Here is a 24,313-nt window from a genome sequence, read left to right as displayed (position 1 = left end):
AACGAAGTACCTGCCGCTGGAGGAACGATCCGGCGCACGCGAGGGAAGGACCGGCGCACTGACTGTCCACGAGCTCAACGAACTCCTGCTGATCAGCTCGCTCGTCCTGCTGATCGCGGTCGCCGCCGTGCGGATCTCCTCCCGGAGCGGGCTCCCCAGCCTCCTCCTCTACCTCGGCATCGGCATCGCCATGGGGCAGGACGGCATCGGCAACGTCGCCTTCGACAACGCCGAGCTCACCCAGGTCATCGGCTACGCGGCCCTCGTCGTCATCCTCGCCGAGGGCGGCCTCGGCACGAAGTGGAAGGAGATCGAACCGGCCCTGCCGGCCGCGGTCGTCCTCTCCACCGTCGGCGTCGCCGTCAGCGTCGGCATCACCGCCGCCGGTGCCCACTACCTCGTCGGCCTGGACTGGCGGCAGGCGCTGATCATCGGCGCCGTCGTCTCCTCCACCGACGCCGCCGCCGTCTTCTCCGTGCTGCGCAAGGTGCCGCTGCCGTCCCGGGTCACCGGCGTCCTGGAGGCCGAGTCCGGCTTCAACGACGCCCCCGTGGTCATCCTCGTCGTCGCCTTCTCCACCGCGGGACCGATCGACCACTGGTACGCCCTGGTCGGCGAGATCGCCCTGGAGCTCGCCATCGGCGCCGCCGTCGGCCTCGCGGTCGGCTTCGTCGGGGCGTACGGGCTCAAGCACATCGCCCTGCCCGCCTCCGGCCTCTACCCGATCGCCGTCATGGCCATCGCCGTCAGCGCCTACGCCGCCGGCGCCCTCGCCCACGGCTCCGGCTTCCTCGCCGTCTACCTGGCCTCGATGGTCCTCGGCAACGCCAAGCTGCCGCACGCCCCCGCCAACCGCGGCTTCGCCGAGGGACTCGGCTGGATCGCCCAGATCGGCATGTTCGTCCTGCTCGGCCTGCTCGTCACCCCGCACGAGCTCCTCAACGACTTCTGGCCGGCCGTCGTCATCGGCCTCGTCCTCACCATGGTGGCCCGCCCCATGGAGGTGCTGGTCAGCCTGCTGCCCTTCCGCATCCCCTGGCAGGAGCAGGCCCTGATGTCCTGGGCCGGCCTGCGCGGAGCGGTGCCCATCATCCTCGCCACCATCCCGATGGTGAGCCAGATCGAGGGCAGCGAGCGGATCTTCAACATCGTCTTCGTCCTGGTCGTCGTCTACACCCTCGTCCAGGGCCCGACCCTCCCCTACCTCGCGAAGGCGCTGAAGCTCGGCGACTCCTCCGGCGCCGCCGACCTCGGCGTCGAGTCCGCCCCGCTGGAACGGCTCCGCGGCCACCTGCTCTCCGTCGCCATCCCGCCCGGATCCAAGATGCACGGCGTCGAGGTCGCCGAGCTCCGCCTCCCGGCCGGCGCCGCCGTCACCCTCGTCGTACGGGACGACGCCAGCTTCGTACCGGGCCCGGCGACCGTGCTGCGCAAGGGCGACGAGCTGCTCGTCGTCGCCACCGACCCGGTGCGGGACGCCACCGAGCGCCGGCTGCGCGCGGTCGGCCAGGGCGGCAAGCTCGCGGGCTGGCTCGGCACCGGCGGCGGCCCGCGGGCGGTCGAGACGACCCGCACCCGCTTCCACCGGCCCGCGTCCGTGACGGGGAAGGACGAGGGAACGGAAGACTGAGGGGGCCGGGAGCGAGGACCGGCGACCGAGGGAACAGAGGGTTAATCGCCGGCATTATTTCGGGGTCAGGAGCGTTCTCCCCAGTGGAATCACAGGCGGGAGAACGTTCCTCCCTGTACCATGAAGGCACACTTGATCGAACCAACTCTGCCTGACGCAGAGCTGGCGCGACCGTATGGCGGCCGCGGAACCCCTCCCGCAGGGGGGTCCACCGGTATCTACCGCAGTTCCGCGCAAGAGGACAGCTCTCGGCGAGACCGGCACCACCGTGCCCCGGCGCGCTACCAGGCGGCAGAAAGGCCAGGACCGTGGCGTCCACGGTCGTCTCCGAGAAGCGGCCCGGCTACGGGCAGCTGCTGCGCACCCCCGGTGCGCTCTCCTTCCTGATCCCCGGCTTCGCCGCCCGGCAGCCCTTCGCGATGCTCACCATCGGCATCGTCCTGCTCGTCCAGCACACCACCGGTTCCTACGGCAGCGCCGGCGCCGTCGCCGCCGTCACCGGTGTCTCCATGGCGCTCTTCGCCCCGCAGAGCGGCAAGCTCGCCGACCGCTTCGGCCAGCGCGCCGTCCTGGTCCCCGGCGTCCTCGTCCACTCCGCCGCCGTCTCGCTGCTGGTCGTGCTCGCGCTGGCCGGCGCCCCGCTGTGGGCGCTGTTCCTCGCCGCCGTGCCCGCCGGCGCCTCCGTCCCGCAGGTCGGCCCCATGGTCCGGGCCCGCTGGGCGGCCAAGCTCGACGGCACCCCGCTGATGCCGACCGCGGCGGCCTTCGAGTCGGTCACCGACGAGTTCACCTTCGTCGTCGGCCCGGTCCTCGCCACCGCCCTGTGCACCGGCGTCCACCCGGCCGCCGGCCTGATCACCGAAGCCGCCCTCACCCTCTTCGGCGGCCTCTTCTTCGCCGCCCAGCGCGCGACCCAGCCGCCCTTCGGCGCGCTCGCCGCCGCCGGCCGGAACGGCGCCGAGCCGCACCGCTCCGCGCTGTCCGTCCCCGGCGTCCGCGTCCTGGTCGTCGCCTTCCTCGGCATCGGCGCCGTCTTCGGCGGCATGCAGGTCTCGCTGACCGCGTTCAGCGAGGAGATCGGCAACCCCGGCGCCAACGGCCTGCTGTACGGCGTCTTCGCCGCCGGCAACATGCTCGCCGGCATCGCCATGGGCGCCGTCGCCTGGAAGATCGGCCCCCGCCGCCGCCTGCTCCTGGGCTACGCCGGCCTCACCGTCGCCGCGTCCCTGCTGTGGACCGCGCACTCGGTGCCGCTGCTCGCCGCCCTCGGCCTCGTCGTCGGCCTGTGCATCGCCCCGGCCCTGATCACCGGCTACACCATCGTCGAGACCCTGATCCCGGCCACCGCCCGCACCGAGGCGTTCACCTGGCTCACCGGCGCCGTCGCCCTCGGCCAGGCCCTGGCCGTCACGGTCGCCGGCCGGCTCGCCGACGCCCACGGCTCCGGCGCCGGATTCCTCGTCCCCGCGGCCGGCACCGCGCTCGCCTTCGTCACGCTCGTCGCCCTGCGCTCGCGGCTCAGGCCGCGCGAGGCGAGCCGGGTCGCGGCACGTGGCATCGGTCACCGAGTGCCGGTGGCGGTGGACTGAACCCGCGGAATACGTCACTATGGATCGTCGTTAGCACTCGATGAGTGTGAGTGCCAGGAGGAAGACTAGTGCCGACCTACCAGTACCAGTGCACCGAGTGCGGCGAGGGCCTCGAGGCGGTCCAGAAGTTCACGGATGACGCGCTGACCGAGTGCCCCGCCTGCCACGGCCGCCTCAAGAAGGTGTTCTCGGCCGTCGGCATCGTCTTCAAGGGCTCCGGTTTCTACCGGAACGACAGCCGCGGTGCCTCGTCCAGCAGCTCCCCCGCCGCGAAGAGCTCGACGTCGTCCTCGACGTCCACCTCCTCGTCGGACGCGAAGCCGGCCTCGTCGACGTCCACCTCGACGTCGTCCGCGCCGTCTTCCACCCCGGCCGCCTGAGGCCGGACCCCGCACCACCCCCGCCGGAGCCCCGGCCGCGCCCTCCGCGCGGCCGGGGCTCCGGTGCGTTCGGCCGGGGGCGGCCTGTGCGTGCGGCCTGTGCGTCCGCACGCACCGGCCGCGGCAGACCGTGACCACCTCGGCAGACCGTGACCACCTCGGCACCGGCCCGCTGTGATCCCGTCCGAACCACCCGAACGAGCGGGCGGATTGTCCACAGCCCGCAGGCTGTCCACAGGCCGGAGCGGGATCGCTGGACGAGCGGGAGAGTGAGCCGCATGCAGACGACTCACGACCACGCTCCCCTCCGCTCCGGCCTCATGCCCGGGTCCATGCCCGGCTCTCTGTCCGGCCTCGCGTCCGACTCCCTGCCCGCCCCCCTGTCCGGCCTCGCGTCCGGGTCCATGCCGGATCCTGGGTCCGGGGCCATGCCAGGTCCCGTGCCCGGTCCCTGCGAGGTCCCGGACTTCGCGCCGCTCCGGGTGCGCGGCACGGGGCTGCGACCCCGGCTGCGGCGGGTGCCCGGCGCGCTCCTCGTCACGGCGGCCGCGGCGCTCGCGCTGACCGCCCTGGCCGGTTCACCGGGGCGGTACGACCCCGGGCCCCGCCCCGCGTCGGCCCCCGCGGCCCGCTCCCCCGCCCCCGTCCGGCTCGTCTCCGCGCCGGTGCGGATCGCGGACGCCGACGCCGTACGGCTCCTGCGCGCCGGCGACCGGGTGGACGTCATCGCCGCGCCGGCCGTCAACTCCCCGCTGGACGGCGGCGGAAGCACCGTACGGGTGGTGGCGCGGGCCGCCCGGGTGGCCGAAGTGCCCCGGCCGGGCGAGACTCGTCCGGACGGAGGGGCCTTGATCGTCCTCACCGTGCCGCGGGCGACGGCGACGGCACTGGCCGGTGCCGGTGTCACTTCCCAACTGGCGGTGACCCTGTGCTGATTCGCACTGACTCGCTGTCAAGTCACCGTCCCGTGTGTATGGATTGGACGGCCCTGCGCCCTTCACGGCCTAATGGCTCCGCACACAGCAGCACATCCGAAGAAAGGCACCTTGGTGGCCGAGAAGAAGGAAAGCGTGATGGCGGGCTTCAAAGCCTTCCTGATGCGCGGAAACGTGATCGATCTCGCGGTGGCGGTCGTCATCGGAGCCGCGTTCACCAACATCGTGAACTCGGTGGTCAAGGGCATCATCAACCCGGTCGTGGGCGCCTTCGGCACGAAGGACCTGGAGAGCTACAGCTCCTGCATCAAGGACCCCTGCAAGGTCGTGGACGGCGAGATGCAGGGCATCCTGCTCCAGTGGGGCCTGGTCCTCAGCGCGATCCTCAGCTTCCTCATCACCGCGGCCGTCGTCTACTTCCTGATGGTCCTGCCGATGGCCAAGGTCCTCGCCAAGCGTGCCGCGCACGACAAGGCGAAGGAGGGCGTCCAGGAGACCATGGAGGTCAGCGAGCTGGAGGTGCTCAAGGAGATCCGCGATTACCTGATCGCGCAGCGCGGTCCGAGCGGCCAGGGCTCGCACTCCGCCTCCTGAGCGCGGCGGAGTCCGCCCGTCAGAGGTGGTGCGGCGGCTTCTCGTCGAGGAAGCGTGCGAGGTCGGCGGCGCCGCCGCCGGCCGGAGGCCGCTCGCCCCACCCGCGGTCCGTGTCGTCCGCGGACTGCACGTCCAGCGGATCGTCGAAGACGATCACCGGCTTCGGAGGGTTCTCGGAATGCGGCCGAACGCCGGTCTGCTTCGCGTCTCGCGGTCCGTGGGCGGGGGCGGTGCTCATGTCTTCAGAGTACGCCCGCCGGCCCGCCCCGGACCCGGCTGATCAGCGGTCCTTCGGATCCAGCGCCCACAGGCCGAGGACCACCAGGAACGACAGGACGAGGAACCCCGCGCCCCACCACGCGGTGCCGGTGTCGCCGGACATCCACTCGTCGACCACGATGGTCAGCCCCCAGAGCTGGCCGATCACCACCGTGAGCGCCAGCGCCAGCCGCGCCGACAGCTTCGAGGAGCGCTCCGGTTCCTGCTCCGTGCCCGCCCCGGGCCCCGGGCCCGTGTGCCGGATCCGCGGGTCGCCGTAGCCGCTCGTGGGCCGGATCTGCGGATAGCGCTCGTGCACCGGCCGGTTGAGCCGCGGCTGCGCGCTGCCCGGGTGGTAGGAGGGCGGCTGGGTGGCCGGGGCGGTGTCCCGCGGGCGGGGGGCCTGCGGGTCCTGGGGGAAGGGCGCGTCCGTCATGCGCGTTCGCTCCCCTCGCCAGCGGCCTGCTGGACGCGGCAGAGCCGCAGGTCGTCGCCCTGCTGCCGGCACAGGCCCTCCCGGAGGCTCTCGCCGGAGCGGGCGGTGCCGATGGCCCAGACGCTGCCGTCGACCTGCTCGATCAGGATCACCTTCGGCAGGCCGCGCGGTGGCGGACCGGCGGTGACCTCTCCCGTGCGGGCGTCGAAGATCCCCTCGTGGCAGGGGCAGTACAGCTCGCCCTCGCTGCCCCGCTCCTTGCGCCACAGGACGGCGCAGGCGAGGTGGGTGCAGACGGCGGAGTAGCCGGCGAGGGTGCCGTCCTCCATGCGGACCGCGATGGCCCGGTCCTCGTCGCCGGGGTAGCGGAAGGCCAGGGACTCTCCGGGCATGATCCGGTCGGCGATCCTCTTGGGCTCCGGGGCGCCGTCGCCGTCGCCGTGCCGGTGCAGGATGCCGGAGGCGACGGCGACGCCGCCGACGGCGAGGCCGCCGGAGACGGTGGCGACGATCCGCAGGTAGTCGCGGCGGGTGGTCAGGGAGTCGGCGGCGATCCGGTCGTGGAGCGCTTCCTGGGCCGCGTCGGCGCCGGCCCCCGGCGCGGGCGGCTGCGGGTCGGTGACGCTCATCGGACGTCCCTTCCGTTGATCTCGACGACGGGGAGGCCGCCGGGCACGGGCCACTGGACCTTGTCGGCGGGGACGACCATGGCCACGCCGGTGTGGACGACGACGTCGCCGAAGGTGAAGGAGTCGGCGACCTGGACGCCGGGGCGTTCGGCGCGGAGCTCGTCGAGGGTGCCGTAGAAGAGGGCGCCGGTGGGGCAGACGGTGGCGCACATGGGGGCGAGGCCGTAGGCGGTGCGGTCGTAGCAGAGGTTGCACTTCATCTGGAGCTTCGCCTGGAGGTCGATCTTCGGCACGCCGAAGGGGCAGGCGTTGACGCAGTTGGCGCAGCCGATGCAGCGGGTGGTGTCGGCCTGCTGCACGACTCCGTCGGCGGTCACCAGGATCGCGTCGGCGGGGCAGACCTCGGCGCAGGGGGCGACGGGGTCCTCGCAGTGCATGCAGACGGTGGGGAGGGAGGCGACGGAGTGTCCTTCGTCGGGGTAGTCGAGGTGGATCATCGACTTGCCGCGGTGCGAGTCGCATTCGCGGCAGGCCGAGACGCATGCCTGGCAGCCGATGCAGCGGCCCGGGTCGATGAAGATCGTGCGGCCCATCATGTGCGGTCAGCTCCTCTCCGCGGTCCCGCGGCCCTGCGGGGACGTCGGGGGCAGGGGGTCGGTGCGGGAGACCTGGGTCTCCGGGTAGGCGAGCTGTCCCGGGGCGGTCGGGGGCGCGGGGACCTCGTCGACGCGTTCGGCGGCCTCGATGCGGGCCGCGCAGACCTTGTACTCGGGGATCTTCGAGCGGGGGTCGAGGGCGTCGACGGTGAGGGCGTTCGCGGCGGTGGGGACGGGCCAGTGGTAGGGGACGAAGACGGTGTCGGGGCGGATGGCCTCGGTGACCAGGGCGGGGAAGACCTCGCTGCCGCGGCGGGTGACGACGCGGACCGGGTCGCCGTTGCGGAAGCCGTGCGAGGGGTGGACCTCGACCCACGGGCGGGGCGTCTGCTCGACGAGGGCGCCGAGCCGGCGGGTCTGGTTCCCGGAGAGGAAGTGGGCGACGGTGCGGCCGGTGGTGAGCGAGAGGGGGTACTCCTCGCTGTACGGGTCCATCGGCGGGTGCCATTCGACGACCTGCATGTGGATCTTGCCGTCGGGGTGGTAGGTGCGGCCGTCCTCGAAGAGGCGGGGGGTGCCGGGGTGGTCGGTGGTCGGGCAGGGCCAGGCGATGCCGCCGGTCTCCTCCAGGCGTTCGTAGGTGATGCCGTAGTAGTCGTTGACGGTGCCGGCGGAGGCGATCCGCAGTTCCTCGAAGACGGCGCGGGAGTCGGGGAAGGCGAACTTGTCGCCGGCGCCGAGCCGCCTGGCGAGCTCGCACATCACCCAGGTGTCGGTGCGGACGCCGGCCGGGGGCTCCTGGGCCTTGTTGTGCTTGACCACGCGGGCCTCGGCGTTGGCCATGACGCCCTCGTCCTCGGCCCAGACGGTGACGGGGAAGACGACGTGGGCGTTGGCCGCGGTCTCGGAGAGGAAGAAGTCGAACTGGGCGTGGAACTGGAGGGTGTCGTAGCCCTCCTTGACCGTGGCGTAGTTCGGGAGGGAGACGAAGGGGTTGTTGCAGATGCCGATGAGGCCGCGGATCTCGGCGCGCTGCATCTGCCAGACCATCTCCATCATGGAGGTTCCGGCGGCGGGCAGTTCGGATTCCTCGATGCCCCAGATCTCGCAGATCTGGCGGCGGTGCTCGGGGTCGGAGATGGAGCGGCCGCCGGGGAGGAGGTCGGACTTCTGGCCGTGCTCGCGGCCGCCCTGGCCGTTGCCCTGGCCGGTGATGGTGCCGTAGCCGGCGCCGGGCCTGCCGATGTTCCCGGTGGCGGTGCAGAGGTTGATGATGGTGAGGCAGTTCTCGACGCCCTGCGAGTGGTGCTCGACGCCGCGGGCGTGCCAGGCCATGGCCCGTCCGGCGCCCGCGAACATCCGGGCGACCTGGACGATCTGCTCCTCGGGGACGCCGCAGATCGACGCGGAGCGGGACGGCGGGTACTCGGCGACGGTGGCCCTGACCTCGTCCCAGCCGGTGGTGTGGGCGGCGAGGTAGGCCTCGTCGGTCAGTCCCTCGGCGACGATCACGTGGAGCACGGCGTTGAAGAAGGCCGAGTCGGTGCCGGGCTTGAGGGCGACGTGGACGTCGGCGGTGCGGGCGACGGCGGTCTGGCGGGGGTCGACCACGATCAGCGTGGCGCCCCGGTCGCGGGCCCCCCACAGGTACTGGGTCATCACCGGGAAGCATTCGCCGACGTTGGACCCGGCGATGAGGAGGCAGTCGGTGAGGAGGATGTCGGAGAAGGGGTTCCCGGCCCGGTCGATGCCGAAGGCGAGCTTGTTGGCGCCGGCGGCCGAGACCATGCAGAGCCGCCCGTTGTAGTCGACGTGCTTGCTCTTCAGGGCGACCCGCGCGAACTTCCCGACGAGGTAGGTCTTCTCCGAGTAGAGGCTGGCCCCGCCGAGGAGACCGAAGGCGTCGTTGCCGTACTCCCCCTGGATGCGGCGGATCTCCGCGACCGTGTGGTCGAGCGCCTCCTCCCAGCTGACCTCGCGGAACGGCTCGTCGCGGTTGCGCCGCATGAGCGGGGAGGTGAGCCGGTCGGGGTGGTTGACCTGCTGGTAGGCGTTGATCCCCTTGGGGCAGAGCCGCATCCGGTTGATGTCGTGGTTCCGGGGCTCCACTCCGAAGACCTTGCCCGCCCGGTCGACCCGCAGGTACATCCCGCACTGCACCCCGCAGAAGCAGCAGTGGGTGGGGACGAGCGTCTCCTCGTTCTGGTCGGCGTGCCACCGGTCGGCGGGGATCCCGCCGGCGTCGCGGAAGTTCCGCGTCCCCGGCGGGGCGACGGACGGGTCGATCGGCAGCGCGCGGGAAGGGTCGGTCGCGGTCACTTACTTGAAGCCCTTCTTGACGTGGGTGAGGTAGGCGTTGCCGCGGAGGACGCGCTTGCAGCGGGGGCAGTACTCGGCCCACTCGTCGAAGTCGAGCTTGAGGTCCTTCATGGTGCCGCGCAGGTTCTCGACGTAGTCGGGGGTGTCGATGGGCTCGTGGCAGCGGCGGCAGGTCCGGAGCTCCTCGTCCTTGCGGCGGGAGGTGTACTTGAAGAGCTGCATGCCGACGGCGGCGGGCCGCTGGACGATGTGGAAGAACTTCCCGAAGGGGATGTAGATCAGGGTGAAGACGACCGAGACCATGTGGAGGATCGCCAGGAACTCGTAGCCGCCGCCGTGCAGGAAGATCGAGGAGAAGGTGAGCAGCAGGCCGGTGACCGAGATGACGATCAGGGCGATCAGCGGGATCAGGTCGTAGGCGAAGCGCTGGCCGGTGATGGCGCCGCGGTCCTTCATGCGCCGCCACAGGAAGTAGGAGGCGCCGGCGATGACGAGGACGGCGGCGATGTCCAGGCCGTGGAACATGAGCCAGCCGAGGACGCTGAGCGCGTCGAAGCCGAGGATCTTGAAGCCCCAGATCCGCATCTCGTAGCCGGGTCCGTCGCCGGTGTCCGAGGTGAAGGTGAACCAGCCCCAGGTGAGGGGGAAGGTGATGAGGGCGGCGAGGACGCAGCCCCAGAAGAGGAGCTGGTGGGCGGCCCAGCGGGCGTGCGAGCGGGCGCCGAGGAACTTCTGGAAGCCGAGGTAGGTGGCGATCATCTTCGGCAGCGCGGTGGGCGCCTTGCGGAAGTTGGCGGCGGAGAAGAAGGAGCGCCAGCCCTGGCGGAAGAGCCTTCGGGCGCCGGGGGCGGAGACCCAGACGGTGTAGCGGTGGGCGACGCCGAAGGCGAGGAAGACGGTGGCGACGGCGTAGGGCAGCAGGGCCGAGTCGAAGTCGCGGAGGAGCCGGCTGCCGAGGACGATCGCGAGGATCAGGAGGGCGGAGACGGCGGTGCCGGCGAGGACGGCACGGCGGCGGACGGCGGCGGGCGTCTGGGGCGCGGGGGCCTGAACGGCCCCTTGGGCGGGCGAGTCCGGCGCGGGGGTGGGCTCGGCGGTCTGCGGTGGCTCGGTCACGGGGCCACGGTAGGACGTATGTACCCTTTTGGCCCGCTATGCGAAGCGGCGGGGTGAACGTGTCGCCGGGGTGCCGGGCGGGGTCACACGGCGTTCAGTCCGTGGGCCCGGAAGACCTCGCGGACGTCCGCGACCTGCTCGGGGGTCGGCGAGGGGGTGTCGTGGAGGGTGAAGGGCTTCTCCAGCGCCTGCCACTTGGCCTCGCCCAGCTTGTGGAAGGGGAGTACGTCGACGCGGGAGACGTTGCCGAGGCCGCCCGCGAAGGCGGCGACGCCCTCGACGTTGGCGGGGTCGTCGGTGAGGCCGGGGACGAGGACGAAGCGGACGTGCACGTCCTGGCCGAGGTCGGCGAGGCGGCGGGCGAAGTCCAGGGTGGGCCGCAGCGGCCGGCCGGTGACCTCGCGGTACGTCTCGGGGTCCCAGGACTTGATGTCGAGGAGGACCAGGTCGGTGTCGCGCAGCAGGGCGTCGGTGGCGCGGACGCCGAGGAAGCCGGAGGTGTCGAGGGCGGTGTGCAGGCCCAGCTCGTGCTTCATGCGGTGCAGCAGCTCGCCGGTGAAGACGGGCTGGAGGAGCGGCTCGCCGCCGGAGACGGTGGCGCCGCCGCCGGAGGCCGCGATGAAGCGGACGTACTTGGACGCCTCGGCGATCACGTCGTCGGCGGAGGTCCGCCTGCCGTTGCGCATCTTCCACGTGTCGGGGTTGTGGCAGTACAGGCAGGTCAGCGGGCAGCCGGAGAGGAAGGTGACGAAGCGGGTGCCGGGGCCGTCGACGCCGGTGGACAGGTCCCACGAGTGCACCGAGCCCTCGGACGGGCGGTGGGTCGCCGCGGCGGCCGGGGTGGCGGCCCGGACGGGGGCGGCGGGACGGACGGGGATCTCCGGGCCGAGCAGCGTGGCCATGGCAGGGCCTCCTGGGAAGGAGCGGGGCGTGGGGCGGTGGGGGATGCGGTCCCGGGGCCGGGGTGAGGGTTCCGGCCCCGGGGCCGCACGGAGGGGGGTGCTACAGCGAGCCGTGGAAGGTGCGGTTCAGCACGTCGAGCTGCTGTTCGCGGGTGAGGCGGACGAAGTTCACCGCGTAGCCGGAGACCCGGATGGTGAGCTGCGGGTAGTTCTCGGGGTGCTCCATGGCGTCCATGAGCACGTCGCGGTTGAGGACGTTGACGTTCATGTGGAAGCCGTCGCTGGCCATGTAGCCGTCGAGGACGCCCGCGAGGTTCTTGATCCGCTCCTCGGGGGTGCGGCCCAGGCCGTCGGGGGTGACGGTGTTGGTGAGCGAGATGCCGTCCTCGGCGTCCTCGTACGGGAGCTTGGCGACCGACAGGGCGGAGGCGACGTAGCCGTGGGTGTCGCGGCCGTTCATCGGGTTGGCGCCCGGGGAGAAGGGCTCGCCGGCGCGGCGGCCGTCGGGGGTGTTGCCGGTCTTCTTGCCGTAGACGACGTTCGAGGTGATCGTCAGGACGGACTGGGTGTGCTCGGCGTTCCGGTAGGTGGGGTGCTTGCGGACCTTCCGCATGAACTCCTCGACCAGCCAGACGGCGATCCCGTCGACCCGCTCGTCGTTGTTGCCGTAGGCCGGGTAGTCGCCCTCGATCTCGTAGTCGGTGGCGAGGCCGGTCTCGTCGCGGACGGGGCTGACCTTCGCGTACTTGATGGCGGCGAGGGAGTCGGCGGCGACGGAGAGGCCGGCGATGCCGCAGGCCATGGTGCGGCGCACGTCGCGGTCGTGGAGCGCCATCTCGAGGCGCTCGTACGCGTACTTGTCGTGCATGTAGTGGATGACGTTCAGCGCGTGGACGTACACGTCCGCGAGCCATTCCATCTGCTCGTCGAACTTGGCCATGACCTCGTCGTAGTCGAGGACCTCGGCGGTGAGGGCGCCGGTGGCGGGGCCGACCTGGGCGCCGGACTTCTCGTCGCGGCCGCCGTTGACGGCGTACAGGAGGGTCTTGGCGAGGTTGACGCGGGCGCCGAAGAACTGCATCTGCTTGCCGACGGGCATCGCGGAGACGCAGCAGGCGATGGCGGTGTCGTCGCCGAAGCGGGGCCGCATCAGTTCGTCGGACTCGTACTGGACGGACGAGGTGTCGATGGAGACCTTGGCGCAGAACTCCTTGAAGCCCTGGGGCAGCCGCGGCGACCAGAAGACCGTCATGTTCGGCTCGGGGGCCGGGCCGAGGTTGTAGAGGGTCTGGAGGTAGCGGAAGGAGGTCCTGGTGACGAGCGGCCGGCCGTCCTCGCCCATGCCGGCGATGGACTCGGTGACCCAGGTGGGGTCGCCGGAGAACAGCTCGTCGTACTCGGGGGTGCGCAGGAAGCGGACGATGCGGAGCTTGATGATGAAGTCGTCGACGATCTCCTGGGCCTGCTCCTCGGTGAGGAGGCCGGCCTCGATGTCGCGCTGGAGGTAGACGTCGACGAAGGTGGAGGTGCGGCCGAGCGACATCGCGGCGCCGTTCTGCTCCTTCACGGCGGCCAGGTAGGCGAAGTACAGCCACTGGACGGCCTCGCGGCCGGTGGTGGCGGGGCCCGAGACGTCGTGGCCGTACGAGGCGGCCATGGCCTTCAGTTCGCCGAGGGCGCGCATCTGCTCGGACAGCTCCTCGCGGAGCCGGATGGTCTCCTCCAGGGAGCGGTTGCCGGCGGGGAGGCCGTCGAGCTCGGCCTTCTCCTCCTTCTTCACCTGGATGAGGCGGTCGACGCCGTAGAGGGCGACGCGGCGGTAGTCGCCGATGATGCGGCCGCGGCCGTAGGCGTCGGGGAGGCCGGTGACGATGCCGGCCTTGCGGGCGGCGCGGATCTCCGGGGTGTAGGCGTCGAAGACGCCGGCGTTGTGGGTCTTGCGGTACTCGGTGAAGACCTTCTCCAGCTCCTCGGAGACCGGGTAGCCGTAGGTCTCCAGGGCGCCGGCGACCATGCGCCAGCCGCCGTAGGGCATGATCGCCCGCTTGAGGGGGGCGTCGGTCTGGAGGCCGACGATGAGCTCCTTGTCGCGGTCGATGTAGCCGGGGGCGTGGGCGGTGATGGTGGAGGGGACGTCGTGGGAGACGTCGTGGACGCCCTTGGCGCGCTCCTCGGGGAACCTGTCCGTGATCGCCTTCCACACGGCGGTGGTCCGCTCGGTGGGGCCGGCGAGGAAGGTGTCGTCGCCCTCGTACGGGGTGTAGTTCTGCTGGATGAAGTCGCGGACGTCGACGGCGTCGCGCCAGAGTCCGCCCTTGAAGCCCTTCCAGGCCCGTTCGGTCACCGTGGTCTCCGCAGGAGTCGCAGTCACTTCCCGACACCGCCTTCTTCGAATCAATCGTTCGCGTCGTTGCTTACCTTCATTTCACTCCTTCTGATCGATCATTTGGCTCGGCATTGGTCACCGGCGCGGGGCCGGAGGTCCCGTTTCCGGGCATGCGGAAAGGCCCCGCCTCGGCGGGACCTTTCGCGGGCTGTTCCGGGCCGGTCAGCTGGGGGCCTCGGCGCCCTTGCGGGCGTAGAACCACCAGGTCACGACCATGCAGCTGACGTAGAAGGCGACGAAGCCCCACATCGCGCTGGTGACGGCGACCGAGCCGAAGAGCGCCGGGATGAAGAAGAAGCCGTAGGCGGCGATCGCGGAGGTGAAGCCGGTGACCGCGCCCGATTCCATCTCGGCCTGCTTGAGGGCCTTGGCGTGCTCGGGGGTGCCCTCGGTGAGGCCCTTCAGGTGCGTGCCGCGGAAGATGACCGGGATCTGGCGGAAGGTCGAGCCGTTGCCGATGCCGGAGAAGAAGAACGCGGCGAGGAAGCAGAAGAAGAAGCCGTAGAAGTTGCCGCCGTCACCGCCCGAGGGCAGGAAGTTGATCACGCCGACGATCGAGGCGGCCATGCCGACGAAGGAGAGGATGGTGACCCGGGCGCCGCCCCACTTGTCGGCGATCCAGCCGCCGGCCCAGCGGGCGAGGGCGCCCACGGCGGGGCCCATCCAGGCGTAGGTGGCGACGGAGTAGTCCGGGAAGGTGGTCTTGATCAGCATCGGCAGGGCGGCGGCGAAGCCGATGAAGGAGCCGAAGGTGCCGACGTACAGCCAGGTCATCAGCCAGTTGTGCTTGCGCTTGAAGATGACCTTCTGCTGCTTGAAGGGGGTGGACGCCACCTTCAGGTCGTTCTGTCCGAACCAGGCGACGGCGGCGAGCACGAGCAGGACGGGGACCCAGAGGAAGGCCGCGTTCTGGAGGTGGACGGGGGTGCCGTCGGCCTTGTGCTGGGCGGAGCCGATCGCGATCGTCGACCAGGTGATGACGATCGGGGTGAGGAGCTGGACGACGGAGACGCCGAGGTTGCCGAGGCCGCCGTTGATGCCGGTCGCGCTGCCCTTCTTCGCCTTGGGGAAGAAGAAGCCGATGTTGGCGAGGGAGGAGGCGAAGTTGGCGCCGCCGATGCCGCAGAGGGCGGCGATGGCGACCATCACGCCGTACGGGGTGGTCGGGTCCTGGATGGCGATGCCGAGCCAGATCAGCGGGATCACCAGGACGGCGGTCGACAGGGCGGTGAAGCGCCGCTGGCCGATCATCGGGCCGAGGAAGGTGTAGAAGATCCGGGCCGTGCCGCCGGTGAGGCCGGGGATGGCCGTCAGCCAGAAGAGCTGCGAGGTGGAGAAGCCGAAGCCGACGTCCTTGAGGTTGGTGGCGGTGACCGACCAGACCTGCCAGACGACGAAGGCGACCAGGAGGGCGGGGACCGCGATCCACAGGTTGCGGTTGGCGACCTTCTTGCCGAACGACTTCCAGAAGAGTTCGTTCTCCGGCTCCCAGTCGGTGATGGTCCGGCCGGGGCGGTACTGCTCCGCGTCGTACGAGGTGGGAGACCCACCCGTGGTTCTGCTGTCCTGGACTACGGAACTCATGGCGCTTCCCTGACTTCCCTGACGTCTACGAGCCCTTTCGAGGCTTCTTCCTTGCCTTTCCAGGCTGCTCTTCGCCCCGGGGGCACCGTCAGTGCCGATGGTCGCGAGGCCGGGCGGGCCTAGGTCGGCCGCCGGGACGGCCCTAGGTCCCGCCCGGGGAGGGTCGGTCGGACCGCCCCGGCACGGGGGTGCCCCCGGGCCGGGACGACGGCCCCTGGAAGGGGTGTGGGGCCGTCGGCCACGGGCCGGGGGCAGTCTGGGGACGCGCTCCCCTCCGTACGGACACGAGGACGGGTGCGGGTGCGGGTGCGGGCGCCGTGGGCGTCAGTCGCGGCCGGGGCGCGGCGCCCGGGGCACCGGCAGCAGCGGCAGCGAGACCTCCGGGTCGTCGAGGCAGGCGCCGGTCCGCAGGTCGAACTCCTGCTTGTGCATCGGGGAGGCGACCACCGGCACGCCGTCGCGGCTGCCCATGATGCCGTTCGCGATGACGTCAGCGCCCGAGAACGGATCGCGGTTGCCCACCGCGTACACCTCCCCGTCCGCGTCCTTGAACAGCGCCGCCTCCGTGCCGTCCGGCAGCACCGCCGCACGGCCGCGGCCCGGCTCCAGGAACTCGACGCCCGCCACGTGCGGCTCGAAGCGGGCCAGCGCTTCGGGGTCGTCCAGGACGGCCCGCCACTCGTCGCGGTAGGCGGCCACGTGCCGGTCCATCTGCGCCTCCAGTTCGGCGCCGATGCCGAGCGAGTCCTCGACGAGCACCTCCCGCAGGTGGGCCAGGCCGTCGCCGGAGCCGCCGAGCCGCTCCAGCCAGGCCGAGGTGCGCTCCAGGCGCTCGCCGGTCCGCAGGTAGTACATGAGGAAGCGGTCGATCAGCGCGAAGAGTTCGGCGGCGGTGAGGTCGGAGGCGAGGAGGTCGGCGTGGCGGGGGCTCGCGCCGCCGTTGCCGCAGACGTAGAGGTTCCAGCCGCCGGCGGTGGCGATGACGCCGATGTCCTTGCCGCGGGCCTCGGCGCATTCGCGCAGGCAGCCCGAGACGCCGCCCTTGATCTTGTGCGGGGCGCGCAGGCCCCGGTAGCGGAGCTCCAGGTCGATCGCGAGCTGGACGGAGTCGCCCTGGCCGAAGCGGCAGAACTTGGCGCCCACGCACGACTTCACGGTCCGCAGGGACTTGCCGTACGCCTGACCGGACTCGAAGCCGGCGGCGACGAGGCGGCGCCAGATCGCCGGGAGGTCCTCCTTGCGGGCGCCGAAGAGGTCGATCCGCTGCCCGCCCGTGATCTTGCTGTAGAGGCCGTGGTCGCGGGCCACCTCGCCGATGGCGATGAGCTGTTCGGCGGTGATCTCGCCGCCGGGGACACGGGGGACGACGGAGTAGGTGCCGTCCTTCTGGAGGTTGGCGAGGAAGAGGTCGTTGGAGTCCTGGAGGGCGGCCTGTTCGCCCTCCAGGACGTGCCGCAGGCCGAGTTCGGGGGCGAGGGTGCCGAGGACGTTGGCGACGACGGGCTTGCAGACGGTGCAGCCCGCGCCGCCCGCTCCGTGACGCTCCATCAGTTCGGTGAAGGAGCGGATGTGTTCGGTGCGGACGAGTTCGTACAGCTCGGGCCGGGAGAGCTCGGGGAAGTGCTCGCACAGGCCGCGCCGCTTCTCGACCCCGGCGGCGTCGAGGACGGCCTGGAGGGTGTTGACGCAGCCTCCGCAGCCGGTCCCCGCCCTGGTGCAGCGCTTGACGCCGCCGATGTCGGTCAGGCCGTGCTCGGTGATCGCGGCGGCGACGGCGCCCTTGGTCACGTTGTGGCAGGAGCAGACGACGGCGTCGTCGGGGAGCGCGTCGGCGCCGGGCGGCTCGGCGCCGCCCGCCCGGGGCGGCAGGATGAACGCCTCGGGCGGGGCGGGCAGGAGCCGTCCGGCGTGCGGCTTCAGGGAGCCGTACGCCTCGGCGTCGCCGACCAGGATGCCGCCGAGGAGCTGCCCCTCGGGGCCGAGGAGGAGCTTCTTGTAGACGCCCTCGCGGCCGTCCGAGAAGACGATCTCGGTGGCCTCGCCGCCGGCCGCGAACGGGTCGCCGAAGGAGGCCACGTCGGCGCCCATCAGCTTCAGCTTGGTGGAGGTGTCGGCGCCGGTGAACTCGGTGGTCCCGTCGCCCGCCAGCTGGTCGGCGACGGCCTCCGCCATCTGGTAGCCGGGGGCGACCAGGCCGTAGACGCGGCCGTCGGAGGTCTGGGCGCACTCGCCGATCGCGTACACGTACGGGTCGGTGGTCCGGCAGTGCGGGTCGACCGCCACTCCCCCGCGGTCGCCGACGGCGAGGCCGGCCTCGCGGGCGAGGCGGTCGCGGGGGCGGACGCCGGCGGAGAAGACGACGAGGTCGGCGGCGATCCGCTCGCCGTTCGAGAGGGCGAGGGCGCCGACCCGGCCGTCCGCGGCGGTCTCGACCTCGGCGGCGCCGACGCCGGTGTGCACGGCGACGCCCATCGACTCGATGGTGGACCGCAGGGCGGCCGCGCCGCCGTCGTCGACCTGGAGCGGCATCAGCCGGGGCGCGAACTCCACGACGTGGGTGGCGAGTCCGAGGGAGCACAGGGCGCCCGCCGCCTCCAGGCCGAGCAGTCCGCCGCCGATGACGACGCCGGTGCGGGCCTCGTCGCGGGCCGCCCACGCGGTGAGCGCGTCGACGTCGTAGAGGGTGCGGTAGGTGAAGCAGCCGGGGGCGTCGGCGCCGGGGATCGGCGGCACGAAGGGGTACGAGCCGGTGGCCAGGACCAGGGCGTCGTAGGGGACGACCGCGCCGGAGGTGGTGGTGACGGTCCGGGCGGCGGTGTCGATGTGCTCGGCCGGGTCGCCGAGGCGGAGGTCGACGCCGTGCCCGGCGAGGAAGCCGGGGGCGGGGAGGCCCAGGTCCTCCGGCGCGGTGCCGGCGAAGACGGAGGAGAGGTGGACCCGGTCGTACGCGGGGACGTCCTCCTCGGCGAGGACGGTGACGCGCCAGCCGGGCTCCCCGTCCCCGGCCGCGAGCGCCCCGCGCTCGGCCAGCGCCTCCAGGAGCCGGTGGCCGACCATGCCGTGGCCGACGAGGACGAGGGACGGGCTGGGGGACATGGGGCGCTCCGGGGGTGGGGGCTCTGCGACGTCTCTGCTGCTGCGGTGCTGCTGCGGTGCTTCTCCGACGCTTCTTCGGCGTCGCTTCGACCGTAGGCGCGCGCCGGGGGTCCGGCGGCCCGGAAAAGACCCGAAGGGAAGGGACTTGCGGCCCGCCCGCCGGGGCCGAACGGCGGGCCTCCCCGCGCTCCGGGCGGCCTAGCGTGGTGGGTACGGACCGGCCCGGCGCACGACACCGCCGCACGGCCCGTGTCCGGCCGCGGCCCCCGGGCCGGTGCACCCCGGGAGCCGCGGCCGGAACGGCGGCACGCGCGCGTGGACGCGCGGAAGCGGACGCGCGAGAGCAGATGCAGAGGTGCGGGATGTGGAAGCCGGACACGGGGGTACGGGGCGCGGGCGGGTTCGTGGACGGGTCCGGCCCCGCCCGTGGACCGGCGCTCGTGCTGGCCGTGCACGGGAGCGCCGTGCCCGAGGCGGGGGCCGTCGTCGCGCGGCTCGCGGAGGGCGTCCGGAGGCTGACCGGCGTGCCCGTCGTGGTCGGGCACCTCGACCACCAGGCGCCGTCGCTGCCGTACGTCCTCGCCGACCGGCCCGGTGCCGTGGTGGTGCCGCTGCTGCTGGGGGACGGCTACCACCGGACGGTGGACGTCCCGGCCGTGGCCCGGCACTTCGACTGCGCGGTGACCCCGGGGCTCGGCGGCGAGCCCGCCGTGTCGCTGGCGCTGTACGACCGGCTGCGGGCCGCCGAGCGGGCGGCGGGCGGTCCGTCGGACGCGGTCGTCGTCGCGGGGGCCGGTTCGTCCCGGCCGGGCGGCAACGACGGGACCCTGGCGGCGGCGGAGCAGCTGGGGCGCCTCCTCCCGGTGCCGGTGACCGTGGCGTACTGCTCGGCGGCGGGCCCCGCTCCGGCGGAGGCGGTGGCACGCGCGCGTGCGGACGGTTTCCGGCGGATCGCCGTCGCGGCCCACCTGCTGGCGCCGGGCCGCTTCGGCCGGGCGCTGGAGGGGCTGACGGGCACGCACGCGGTGTCGGCGCCGCTGGCGGACCACCCGCGCCTGGCCCGGCTGGTGGCGGCCCGCTACGGGGCGGCGGTCCGGGACGGGGCAGGCCATGAGGTGCGTCACGGGGCGGTCCGCGTGGCTTGAGGGGCCGGGGCGGCGGGGCTCTGATGTGCTGGGTCCATGACACGACCTTTCCTGCCGCTCACCGCGCGTTCCCGCGAGGAGACGCACCGGACCGCCACCCCGCTGGAGCTCTTCTTCGACCTGTGCTTCGTGGTCGCCGTCGCCCAGGCGGGCGCGGCGCTCGTGCACGCGGTCGCCGAGGGGCACGCGGGCGAGGGCGTCGCGAACTACGCGATGGTCTTCTTCGCCATCTGGTGGGCGTGGATGAACTTCTCCTGGTTCGCCTCGGCCTACGACAACGACGACGTGCTGTACCGGGTGGTCACGCTGGTGCAGATCGCCGGCGTGCTGATCCTCGCCGCGGGCGTCTCGCGGGCCTTCGAGGAGCACGACTTCCTCGTCGTCTACCTCGGCTACGTGGTGATGCGGGTGGCGCTCGCCTCGCAGTGGCTGCGGGCCGCGCGGCACGCGGCGTCGGCCGAGGAGCGCACGATGTGCCTGCGGTACGCGGGCGGGGTGCTGGTGGTGCAGGCCGGCTGGCTGGCGCTGCTGTTCGTGCCGGACGGGGCGAAGCCGTGGGTGTTCCTGGTGATGGCGCTGGCGGAGCTGGCGGTGCCGGTGTACGCGGAGAAGGACGCGCCGAGCACCTGGCACCCGCACCACATCGCGGAGCGGTACGGGCTGTTCACGATCATCGTGCTGGGCGAGTCGGTGGCGGCGGCGACCGTGGCGGTGAAGTCGGGGATCGTCGAGCACGACGCCCTGAACGAGCTGCTGCCGATCGCGGCGGGCGGGCTGCTGATCGTCTTCGCGGCCTGGTGGGTGTACTTCGTGGTCCCGGCGCACGACCGGCTGACCGACAGCAGGCAGGGCTTCCTGTGGGGGTACGGCCACTACGTGATCTTCACGTCGGCGGCGGCGATCGGCGCGGGCCTGGAAATCGCCGTGGAGCAGGCGGTGGGCAAGGCCCACATCAGCACGCTCGCGGCCTCGGCGTCGGTGACGATCCCGGCGGCGGTCTTCCTGCTGTCGGTGTGGGTGCTGCACGCCCGCTACTTCAAGGTCGGCCTGGCCCAGCAGGCAGTGCTGCCGGGGGCCGCGGCGGCGATCCTGCTGTGCTCCTTCGCGGGCCGCTGGGCGGTGCTCGCGGCCGGGCTCGTGGCGGCGGCAGCGGTGGCGGTGGGCGTGACGCTCACCGCGCGGAACCCGGCGACCCGCCCGGCCCCCCTGCGGTAGCCCCCTGCGATAGGAAGAGGACATGACAGCACCCGGGCACCCCTCCGACGACACCACCGACGGCCCTCCCGGCAACACCGCCGACACCACTGACGGCACCGACGGCATCACCGACGTGCCGGGCGTCCGCGTCGGCCACGCGCGCGTGGCGGGGCCGCGGGCCCTGTCCGGGACGACGGTCGTCCTCGCCCCCGAGGGCGGGGCGGTGGCCGCCGTGGACGTGCGGGGCGGCGGACCGGGGACCCGGGAGACGGACGCCCTGGACCCGAGGAACGTGGTCCAGCGGATCGACGCGCTCGTCCTGACCGGCGGCAGCGCGTACGGCCTGGAAGCCGCCGCCGGGGTGATGGCCTGGCTGGAGGAGCGGCACCGGGGCGTGCGGGTGGGGCCCCGGCCCGAGCACGTGGTGCCGGTGGTGCCGGCCGCCTGCGTCTTCGACCTGGGCCGGGGCGGCGACTTCGCGGCCCGCCCGGACGCGGCGACCGGCCGGGCCGCGGTGGAGGCCGCGGCGGCGTCGGGGGACCACGCGCGCGTGGCGGTGGGCGCGGTCGGCGCGGGCACCGGCGCGGTCGTCGGCGGGCTGCGCGGGGGCGTCGGCACGGCGGGCCTCCGCCTGGCGTCGGGGATCACGGTCGGCGCCCTGGTGGTGGTGAACGCGGTCGGCTCGGCCGTCGACCCGGCGACCGGCGTCCTGTACGGCGGGCTCTTCGAGGACGGCTCCGCCCCCGGTACGGTGCCGGGGCGGCCGTCGCGCGCGGTGCACGAGGCGGCGGTCCTGCGGCTCGCGGAGGCCCGCGCGGCCTCCGTCGCCCCGCCGCTGAACACCACCCTCGCGGTGGTCGCCACGGACGCGGTCCTGACCCGCGCCCAGGCGCAGAAACTGGCGGGCACGGCGCACGACGGCATCGCCCGCGCGATCCGGCCGGTGCACCTGATGAACGACGGCGACACCGTCTTCACGCTCGCCACCGGGGCCCGCGAGCTGCCGGCCGGACCGGGGCCGCTCGCCCTGAACGAGCTGCTGGCGACCGGCGCCGACCTGGTGACCCGGGCGATCGTGCGGGCGGTCCTGGCGGCGCCGCCGGGGCAGCGCGGTCCGGGCGGCGACTTCCCCTCGTACGGGGAGCTGTACGCCCAGCCCCGCGGCGGCTGCTTCCAGTGAGAACAGGGGAATTGAAAAGGTGGCGGCTGCGGGAACTTCGGCGGCGGCACCCTCGTTTTCCCGAACACCGACCCCGTTGTCGGACCCAGGGACTACGTTAAGCAAGCACCAAGTGACATGCGGCGACGGCCTGGAGACCCTCTTGAACGATCCGCGGGATCACCACGATCCGTACGAGACGACCGAGACGCACGTCGAGCGGCTCCTCGGCCGGGCGCTCAACTCCTTCGACCTGCCCGACGCGACGGTGGAGCGCCTGGACGCGGCGCTCGCCCACTCCACCGCGCTGCACTCCTCGCACCACAGCTCCTCGCTGCGCCGCACGACCTACCGCCACACCTATCTGCTGGCCGACGGCAGCGCCCTGACCCTCTGGGAGCTCGTGCACAACGCGGGCCGGGACGGCTCCCCGCAGCACGAGCTGTACGCGGAGGAGGCGGAGGCGCGGCTCGCCGCGTCCCGGCTGCCCGCGGGGCCGCTGCCGGAGTGGACGGTGGAGCGGGCCGACGGGCTCCCGCCGGAGGAGGACGACGACCTGGCCGCGCTGAGCGCGCTGCTGGCCCGTCCGATACCCGCCCAGCCCCGGATGTACGTGCCGGACGACTCGGCCGACCACGCCCGCCGCGTCCTGCGCCGCGCGGAGAACGCCGACCGGCCCTCCGAGCGGACGGCCCGCCGGCTGCGGATCGCCTTCGCCCACCACATCACCCAGGTCTTCGGCCGCCACTGCCCCGTGGAGGGCGGCCGGGAGGCCGGTTTCACCCTCTACGAGCACCAGTTCCTGCTGCTCGACGGCAGCGAGCTGAGCCTGTGGGAGGTCGAGCACACGGCCACCCCGGACGGCCGGCACATGTGCGAGGTGTACGAGTCGGAGGCCGCGGCCCGCGGGGCGATGGAGGCCCGGTCCCGGGTCCGCTGACCGGCCCCGCAGCCGCCCCGCCGGGCGTGCCGCGTCCGGACCGGCTCAGACCCCGGCCGGCGCGCCCAGCGACCGTACCGCGAACTCCCGGTTGGCCCGGGTCTGTTCGCGGTACGCCTCGGGCAGGTCGGGCAGGCCGAGGAGACGGTCGCAGGCGGCGAGCGAGGCGGCGTGGTCACCGGCCCAGTACGCGGTGATCGAGTGCTCGAAGAGCAGCCCCCAGCGGTAGACCCACGGCTGGAGGAAGAGCAGGTCCTCGGTGGGCGCGGGACGGTCCAGCACCTCCTTCAGCAGGGCGTGCGCGGCCTGGTGGCGGTCGGCGAGCCGGAGCCGCGAGGCCAGTTCGTACACCGCCTCCAGACGCTGCGGGCGGGACTCCCAGGCCCGCAGGAGGGCGTCCTGCGCGGTCGGCCAGTCGCCCGCATCGGCGGCCAGCACCCCCACCTGGAGCAGCGCGTAGTAGACCTCCTCGCCCCAGCCGCCCATGGCCGCGCGTCGCTCGTAGAGCCCGATCGCCTCCCGGGTGCGGCCCATGTCCCGCATGGTCTGGGCGAGGTAGAAGACCGTACGGGGATTGCCCGGGTCGCGGACGAGTTCGGCGCCGAGCAGCCGGGCGTCCCGCTCGAACTTGTCGTGCCGCGAGCCGCCGTCCGCGTGGTCCTCGATGACCAGCGCGTCCAGGTTCCGCTGCTCGTGGTCCCGGTCCGCCGTCAGGTACTCGTGGGTGACGCCCTCGTACCGCCACGGCAGGTCCGCCCGGACCAGACGCTTGATGCGGTACTCCAGCGCGCCCTCGTGGCGCAGCATGTACGCGTCGGCCGTCAGCTCGGGCAGCGGACCGTCCTGCCGCAGGACGTGGTCGGCGTCGAGGAGCAGCAGGAAGTCGGCCCGGCCGCGGGCCAGCTCCCGCGCGCGGGCGACGTTCCGGCTGCGGTTGTGCCCGAAGTCCACCCAGGGCTCCTCCACCAGCTCCCCCGGGATCCCCGCGAGGGCCTTCCTGACGAGGTCCTGGGTGCCGTCGGTGGAGCCCGTGTCGGAGACGACCCAGATGTCCACCAGGTCGCGGACGGAGGCGAGGCACCGCTCGATGACCGAGGACTCGTTCTTGACGATCATGCACAAGCACAGGGACGGCCGCATGACAACACCACTTCTCGCGGTTCGGTCGGGGGGCGACGGTAGGCACGGCCCGCCGCGCGCACGGCGGCGGCGCGCCGACCGGGGGTTCCGCGTTCGCCGTCATGTACGCGTCCATTGGAATGGCGCCGCTGGGCCAAGGCGCTGAGAGTGCCCCGGAGCCCGTCAAGGCCCCCCACCGGCGGTCCGATGAACCGATGGGAAGTCCATCCCACCCCCGGATCCGGCCGACCGTTCCGCGCGGATCCCCCCTACCGCTCTCGCGTCGGCGCCCCCGTGCACCGG

Annotated in this window: 20 protein-coding genes; 9 read left to right on the top strand and 11 right to left on the bottom strand. The window is 72.8% G+C overall.

Translation table 11 applies throughout. From position 1 onward, the window contains the following. Positions 1-58: 58 nt before the first annotated feature. The 5 genes from IE326_RS14940 (at position 59) to mscL (ending at position 5,128) form a co-directional block, all read left to right on the top strand. On the top strand, positions 59-1,630 hold the full coding sequence (locus tag IE326_RS14940; protein ID WP_190042251.1) for a potassium/proton antiporter: 1,572 nt from the start codon (positions 59-61) through the stop codon (positions 1,628-1,630). A gap of 308 nt (positions 1,631-1,938) precedes the next feature. Further along, positions 1,939-3,219, top strand: coding sequence for an MFS transporter (locus tag IE326_RS14935; RefSeq protein WP_190041736.1), 1,281 nt, complete (start codon positions 1,939-1,941; stop codon positions 3,217-3,219). A gap of 68 nt (positions 3,220-3,287) precedes the next feature. Further along, positions 3,288-3,599: an FmdB family zinc ribbon protein gene (locus IE326_RS14930; RefSeq protein WP_150228756.1), complete on the top strand. Its 312-nt coding sequence runs from the start codon at positions 3,288-3,290 to the stop codon at positions 3,597-3,599. 278 nt (positions 3,600-3,877) lie between these two features. Continuing rightward, a complete protein-coding gene (locus tag IE326_RS14925; protein WP_229915339.1) occupies positions 3,878-4,534 on the top strand; it encodes a hypothetical protein in 657 nt (218 codons plus the stop codon). A 114-nt stretch (positions 4,535-4,648) separates the two neighbouring features. Continuing rightward, positions 4,649-5,128 (top strand): large conductance mechanosensitive channel protein MscL, encoded by a 480-nt coding sequence (gene mscL / locus IE326_RS14920; RefSeq protein WP_229915338.1) that lies wholly within the window; start codon positions 4,649-4,651, stop codon positions 5,126-5,128. A gap of 19 nt (positions 5,129-5,147) precedes the next feature. Here the strand turns inward: mscL and IE326_RS14915 are convergent, their stop codons facing one another. From IE326_RS14915 to nirB, 10 genes are all read right to left on the bottom strand, one after another. After that, the gene (locus IE326_RS14915; RefSeq protein ID WP_150228760.1) at positions 5,148-5,366 is read right to left on the bottom strand and encodes a hypothetical protein; all 219 of its coding nucleotides are present in this window, start codon (positions 5,364-5,366) and stop codon (positions 5,148-5,150) included. 42 nt (positions 5,367-5,408) lie between these two features. Then, positions 5,409-5,822 carry a hypothetical protein gene (locus tag IE326_RS14910; protein WP_150228761.1) on the bottom strand — a complete coding sequence of 138 codons (414 nt, stop codon included), beginning with the start codon at positions 5,820-5,822 and terminating at the stop codon, positions 5,409-5,411. Further along, positions 5,819-6,451, bottom strand: coding sequence for a QcrA and Rieske domain-containing protein (locus tag IE326_RS14905; protein WP_190041734.1), 633 nt, complete (start codon positions 6,449-6,451; stop codon positions 5,819-5,821). Before IE326_RS14905 ends, IE326_RS14910 begins: the two co-directional genes overlap by 4 nt. Next, positions 6,448-7,047 (bottom strand): 4Fe-4S dicluster domain-containing protein, encoded by a 600-nt coding sequence (locus tag IE326_RS14900; RefSeq protein WP_030747813.1) that lies wholly within the window; start codon positions 7,045-7,047, stop codon positions 6,448-6,450. Before IE326_RS14900 ends, IE326_RS14905 begins: the two co-directional genes overlap by 4 nt. 6 nt (positions 7,048-7,053) lie before the next feature. Next, a complete protein-coding gene (locus tag IE326_RS14895) occupies positions 7,054-9,366 on the bottom strand; it encodes a molybdopterin oxidoreductase family protein (RefSeq protein WP_150228765.1) in 2,313 nt (770 codons plus the stop codon). After that, positions 9,367-10,482: an MFS transporter gene (locus tag IE326_RS14890; protein WP_150228767.1), complete on the bottom strand. Its 1,116-nt coding sequence runs from the start codon at positions 10,480-10,482 to the stop codon at positions 9,367-9,369. Between the two features lie 83 nt (positions 10,483-10,565). Then, the gene (gene pflA / locus IE326_RS14885; RefSeq protein ID WP_150228769.1) at positions 10,566-11,384 is read right to left on the bottom strand and encodes a pyruvate formate-lyase-activating protein; all 819 of its coding nucleotides are present in this window, start codon (positions 11,382-11,384) and stop codon (positions 10,566-10,568) included. 100 nt (positions 11,385-11,484) lie between these two features. Beyond that, positions 11,485-13,755, bottom strand: coding sequence for a formate C-acetyltransferase (pflB, locus tag IE326_RS14880; RefSeq protein ID WP_190041733.1), 2,271 nt, complete (start codon positions 13,753-13,755; stop codon positions 11,485-11,487). Between the two features lie 177 nt (positions 13,756-13,932). Further along, complete coding sequence (locus tag IE326_RS14875) at positions 13,933-15,354, bottom strand: NarK family nitrate/nitrite MFS transporter (RefSeq protein ID WP_229915337.1); 1,422 nt, start codon at positions 15,352-15,354, stop codon at positions 13,933-13,935. Between the two features lie 324 nt (positions 15,355-15,678). Further along, on the bottom strand, positions 15,679-18,450 hold the full coding sequence (gene nirB, locus IE326_RS14870) for a nitrite reductase large subunit NirB (protein WP_190041732.1): 2,772 nt from the start codon (positions 18,448-18,450) through the stop codon (positions 15,679-15,681). A 362-nt stretch (positions 18,451-18,812) separates the two neighbouring features. On the opposite strand from nirB, the gene IE326_RS14865 reads away from it, so the two are divergent. From IE326_RS14865 to IE326_RS14850, 4 genes are all read left to right on the top strand, one after another. Continuing rightward, positions 18,813-19,595 carry a sirohydrochlorin chelatase gene (locus IE326_RS14865; RefSeq protein ID WP_190041731.1) on the top strand — a complete coding sequence of 261 codons (783 nt, stop codon included), beginning with the start codon at positions 18,813-18,815 and terminating at the stop codon, positions 19,593-19,595. A 36-nt stretch (positions 19,596-19,631) separates the two neighbouring features. Further along, positions 19,632-20,810, top strand: coding sequence for a low temperature requirement protein A (locus IE326_RS14860; protein ID WP_150228777.1), 1,179 nt, complete (start codon positions 19,632-19,634; stop codon positions 20,808-20,810). Positions 20,811-20,832: 22 nt separating this feature from the next. Beyond that, positions 20,833-21,972 (top strand): P1 family peptidase, encoded by a 1,140-nt coding sequence (locus IE326_RS14855; RefSeq protein ID WP_190041730.1) that lies wholly within the window; start codon positions 20,833-20,835, stop codon positions 21,970-21,972. 142 nt (positions 21,973-22,114) lie between these two features. After that, positions 22,115-22,891 (top strand): DUF6227 family protein, encoded by a 777-nt coding sequence (locus IE326_RS14850; RefSeq protein ID WP_190041729.1) that lies wholly within the window; start codon positions 22,115-22,117, stop codon positions 22,889-22,891. A 45-nt stretch (positions 22,892-22,936) separates the two neighbouring features. Here the strand turns inward: IE326_RS14850 and IE326_RS14845 are convergent, their stop codons facing one another. Then, positions 22,937-24,007 (bottom strand): glycosyltransferase, encoded by a 1,071-nt coding sequence (locus IE326_RS14845; RefSeq protein ID WP_229915336.1) that lies wholly within the window; start codon positions 24,005-24,007, stop codon positions 22,937-22,939. Between the last annotated feature and the right edge of the window lie 306 nt (positions 24,008-24,313).

It is taken from the genome of Streptomyces filamentosus (assembly GCF_014654895.1).
GTDB classification, from domain to species: Bacteria; Actinomycetota; Actinomycetes; order Streptomycetales; family Streptomycetaceae; genus Streptomyces; species Streptomyces filamentosus.
Note: the sequence above shows the minus strand (reverse complement) of the source record. Positions and strands in the feature narration are given on the sequence as shown.

Bases quoted from the DNA above. Each gene is read 5' to 3' on its own strand.
- IE326_RS14925 (WP_229915339.1), top strand. From the start codon at position 3,878: ATGCAGACGACTCACGACCACGCTCCCCTCCGCTCCGGCCTCATGCCC.
- IE326_RS14915 (WP_150228760.1), bottom strand. From the start codon at position 5,366: ATGAGCACCGCCCCCGCCCACGGACCGCGAGACGCGAAGCAGACCGGC.
- IE326_RS14910 (WP_150228761.1), bottom strand. From the start codon at position 5,822: ATGACGGACGCGCCCTTCCCCCAGGACCCGCAGGCCCCCCGCCCGCGG.
- IE326_RS14905 (WP_190041734.1), bottom strand. From the start codon at position 6,451: ATGAGCGTCACCGACCCGCAGCCGCCCGCGCCGGGGGCCGGCGCCGAC.
- IE326_RS14900 (WP_030747813.1), bottom strand. From the start codon at position 7,047: ATGATGGGCCGCACGATCTTCATCGACCCGGGCCGCTGCATCGGCTGC.
- pflA (WP_150228769.1), bottom strand. From the start codon at position 11,384: ATGGCCACGCTGCTCGGCCCGGAGATCCCCGTCCGTCCCGCCGCCCCC.
- IE326_RS14875 (WP_229915337.1), bottom strand. From the start codon at position 15,354: ATGAGTTCCGTAGTCCAGGACAGCAGAACCACGGGTGGGTCTCCCACC.
- nirB (WP_190041732.1), bottom strand. From the start codon at position 18,450: ATGTCCCCCAGCCCGTCCCTCGTCCTCGTCGGCCACGGCATGGTCGGC.
- IE326_RS14865 (WP_190041731.1), top strand. From the start codon at position 18,813: ATGTGGAAGCCGGACACGGGGGTACGGGGCGCGGGCGGGTTCGTGGAC.
- IE326_RS14860 (WP_150228777.1), top strand. From the start codon at position 19,632: ATGACACGACCTTTCCTGCCGCTCACCGCGCGTTCCCGCGAGGAGACG.
- IE326_RS14855 (WP_190041730.1), top strand. From the start codon at position 20,833: ATGACAGCACCCGGGCACCCCTCCGACGACACCACCGACGGCCCTCCC.
- IE326_RS14845 (WP_229915336.1), bottom strand. From the start codon at position 24,007: ATGATCGTCAAGAACGAGTCCTCGGTCATCGAGCGGTGCCTCGCCTCC.